The sequence below is a fragment of the Embleya sp. NPDC025285 genome (genome assembly GCF_055558835.1).
In genome coordinates, this window is record NZ_JBVHLU010000238.1 from 1 (window position 1) to 4,139 (window position 4,139).

Genomic DNA, 4,139 nt, shown 5'->3' on the forward strand with positions numbered 1-4,139 from the left:
GTCCGCCACCACCACCGGCCCCGACACACCCCGCCCGACCACACCCCCACCCTCAGGAGCCTGCTCCACGATCACATGCGCGTTCGTCCCACTGATCGAGAAGGAGGAGACCCCGGCGCGGCGTGGACGACCCGTCTCCGGCCAAGCCCGCGCCTCGGTCAGCAATTCCACCGCGCCCGCCGTCCAGTCGACGTGCGGGGTCGGCTCGTCCACATTCAACGTGCGGGGTAGCACCCCGTGCCGCAGGGCCATCACCATCTTGATCACACCGGCGACGCCGGCGGTGGCCACCGTGTGGCCGATGTTCGACTTCAGCGAACCCAACCACAACGGCCGATCCTCCGGCCGCTCTTGACCGTAGGTCGCCAACAACGCCTGCGCCTCGATCGGATCGCCCAGCGCGGTGCCCGTACCGTGCGCCTCGACCGCATCGACCTCGTCGGCCCGAACCCCGGAGTTGGCCAGCGCCTGCCGGATGACACGCTCCTGCGATGGTCCGTTGGGGGCGGTGAGGCCGTTGCTCGCACCGTCCTGGTTGACGGCCGAGCCGCGGATGACGGCGAGGACGCGGTGCCCGTTGCGCCGTGCGTCGGAGAGCCGCTCCAGGATGACGACGCCGACGCCCTCACCCCAGGCCGTGCCGTCGGCGGAGGCCGCGAACGCCTTGATCCGGGCGTCGGGTGCCAGCCCTCGCTGCCTGCTGAACTCGGTCAACAGCCCCGGTGCGGTCAGCACCGTCACGCCGCCCGCCACCGCGAGGGTGCACTCCCCTTGGCGCAACGCGTACGCCGCCTGGTGCAGCGCCACCAGGGACGACGAGCACGCCGTGTCGGTGGTGATCGCCGGGCCTTCCAGCCCGAGGACGTAGGCCAGCCGGCCGGAGATCACGCTGTTCGTCGTACCGGTCGCCAGCAGGCCGTCCGTCCCCTCCGGGGCCTCGTGCAGCGGCGAGCCGTACTCCTGGCCCAACGCGCCGATGTACACACCCGTCCGGCTGCCGTGCACCGACTCCGGGCGGATGCCCGCGTGCTCGAACGCCTCCCAGGCGGTTTCCAGGAGCAGCCGTTGTTGCGGGTCCATGGCCAGCGCCTCGCGTGGCGCGATACCGAAGAAGCCCGCGTCGAACTCGGCCGCGCCGTGGAGGAAGCCGCCCTCGCGGGCATAGGTCTTGCCCGGCCGGTCGGGATCGGAGTCGTACAGCCCGTCGACGTCCCAGCCGCGGTCCGTCGGGAGCCCCGAGATCCCCTCGCGGCCGGAGGCGACCAACTCCCACAGTTCCTCGGGGGATCCGACGCCCCCGGGAAGCCGGCATCCCATGCCCACGATGGCCACCGGTTCGACCGACGCGACGACCGCGACCGCGGGTTCGGCGGCGGGCGCCGCGCCGAGCAGTTTGTCGCGCAGGTGTCGGGCCAGTGCGACCGGCGTCGGGTGGTCGAAGACCGCCGTCGCCGACAGGCGCAGACCGAGGGCGGCGGTCAGGCGGTTGCGCAGTTCCACAGCGGACAGCGAGTCGAAGCCGGTGTCCTTGAACTTGCCGTCCGGCCGGACCGATTCCGGTGTCGCGTGCCCCACCACGGTCGCGGCGTGGGCGCGCACCAGTTCCACGAGTTCGCGCTCGGCGTCGGCCGCGGACATCCCGGCGTACCGTTGCTCGCCCGCGGCGCCGCCCACCGGACCCGCCGCGGCGGTGCGCCGGGCGGCACGGGGACGCACCAGCGCGGAAAGCACCGCGGGCAGCGCCTCGTTCCCACCCTGAGCGAGCTGTGTGATGTCCAGCCGCGCGGGGACGAGCGTCGGCTCGTCGAGGGCGACGGCCGCGTCGAACAGGGTGAGCCCCTCCTCCGACCGCAGGGGCGCCAGGCCGAGCCGGGCGAGCCGGGCCAGGTCCGCGTGGTCCAGGTTCCCCGTCATGTCACTGCGCTGATCCCAGAAGCCCCAGGCCAACGACGTGGCCGGAAGCCCCTGGGCCCGGCGGTGCGCGGCAAGCGCGTCGAGGTAGGCGTTCGCCGCCGCGTAGTTGCCCTGCCCCGCGCCGCCTAGCGCGGCCATCACCGAGGAAAAAAGGATGAACGCCACCGGCTCCCGGTCCCGGGTGAGCCGGTGCAGGTGCCATGCCGCGTCCGCCTTGGGCCGTAGCACCGCGTCCAGCCGCTCGGGTGTCAGTGCGGAAATCAGGCCGTCGTCCAGCACACCCGCCGCGTGCACGACCGCGGTCAGCGGGTGTTCGGCCGGTATCGCGTCCAGCAGGGCGGACAGCGCCTCGGGGTCGGCGACGTCGCATGCCACAGCCGTGGCCGCGGCCCCGAGTCCGGCCAGCCGCTCGACCAATTCCCCGGCGCCCTCGGCCCCGGGCCCTCGGCGGCTGACCAACAGCAGCCGCCTTGCCCCGTGTTCGGTCACCAGGTGCCGGGCGAGCAGCTCGCCCAGTGTGCCGGTGCCGCCGGTGATCAGGACCGTGCCCTCCGGGTCCCACTGCTCGCGCGGGGGTGTCGGCGCGCCATCGGCCGCGACCGCGGCCCGGACGAGCCTCGGCACCAGGACCTCTCCCCCGCGCAGCGCGAACTGCGGCTCGCCACAGGCGAGCGCGGCGGGCAGGTTTCGGAGGGAACGCTCGTCCTCGTCGATGTCGACGAGCACGAAACGGTCCGGGTTCTCCGTCTGCGCGGTGCGCAGCAGGCCCCACACCGGCGCGGAGGCCAGATCGAGCCGCTCCGCGTCGCCGGCCGCCACCGCACCGCGGGTGACCACCGCCAGCCGGGTGTCGGCGAAACGCTCGTCGGCGAGCCACGATTGCGCCAGCGCCAGCGCCTTGAGCAGTGCGGTGCGAACGGCTGCGGGACCACCGAAGCCGGCCTCCTCGACGGAACCGGCGTCCTCGGCGGGCAGGTGGCAGGCCAGCACGAGTTCGGGCCGGGAGGTGGCGGTGGCCGGGTCGTCGAACTCGCCGCCGAGCACGGACAGGTCCGCGTACCGCCGCACCCGTGCGGCGCCCGGAACGGCGTCGAGGCCGAGTCCGTCGTCGCCCACCAGGACCCACGAGTCGACCGGGGTCCCCTCGGCCTCCGGCACCGCCCTGCTCACCCATGCCATCCGGAACAACGCATCGTGGTGCCCGTCCCGCGCCCCGACCGGTTTCCCGGGATCGACCGGACGCATCGCCAGTGAACCGACCGACGCGACCGGCACTCCTTCGGTGTCGGCGACCTCCACCACGAGGGCGTCGTGGCCCGTCGAAGCCAGTCGCACCCGCACATGCCTGGCGCCGGTCGCGTGCAGGCGCACGTCGGACCACACGAACGGCAGCCTCGGCGGCTCCGGTTCCCGTCCGGGCTCCGGGTGGGGGATGATCCCGGCGTGCAGCGCCGCGTCCAGCAGCGCGGGGTGGATACCGAAGACATCCGCTTCGGCGTGCCGCTCCTCCGGCAGCACGACCTCGGCGTACACCTCCTCGCCCCGCCTCCACACCGCCCGCAACCCCTGGAACGCGGGGCCGTACTGATAGCCGAGGGCGGCCAGTGCCGGGTACAGCTCGTCGATATCCACCGACACCGCCTCGGCCGGCGGCCACTCCCGGGGATCCCACGAGGATGCCGCCGGACCGCCGAGGGCGAGCACGCCCGTGGCGTGGCAGGTCCAGAGCACACCCGTGCGCTCGCCGTCGGGTCGGGAGTAGATGTTCACCGAACGCCGTCCGGCGTCGTCGGGCTCACCCACTTCCACCCGCAGTTGCACGCCGCCGGTCGCGGACAGGACGAGCGGCGCCTGCAAGGTGAGTTCCTCGAGGTGGTCGCCGCCCACCTCGTCACCCGCGCGAAGCGCCAACTCGACGAAGGCCGTGCCGGGCAGCAGAACGGTGTCGGAGACCGCGTGGTCGACCAGCCAGCCATGCGTTTGCAACGACAACCGGCCGGTCAGCACGGTGACATCCGTCCCCGCCAGTTCCACCGCCGCGCCGAGCAGCGGGTGTTCGATCGCCGCCTGTCCGGCCGCGGCCGCGTCTCCCGCGCTGTCGGGCGTCTCCAGCCAGTAACGCTTGTGCTCGAAGGGGTAGGTGGGGAGGTCGAGGTGGGTGGGTGGGGTGGTGGGATAGAAGCGCGTCCAGTCGGTGGTGGTGTGGGTGTGGACGGTGGCGAGTG

Annotated in this window: 1 protein-coding gene; it reads right to left on the reverse strand. The window is 73.2% G+C overall.

Going from position 1 to position 4,139, the window contains the following annotated elements; genetic code table 11:
- The coding region (locus ACZ4FV_RS51725; protein ID WP_465328379.1) for a type I polyketide synthase at window positions 1-4,139 on the reverse strand (4,139 nt) is incomplete at both ends.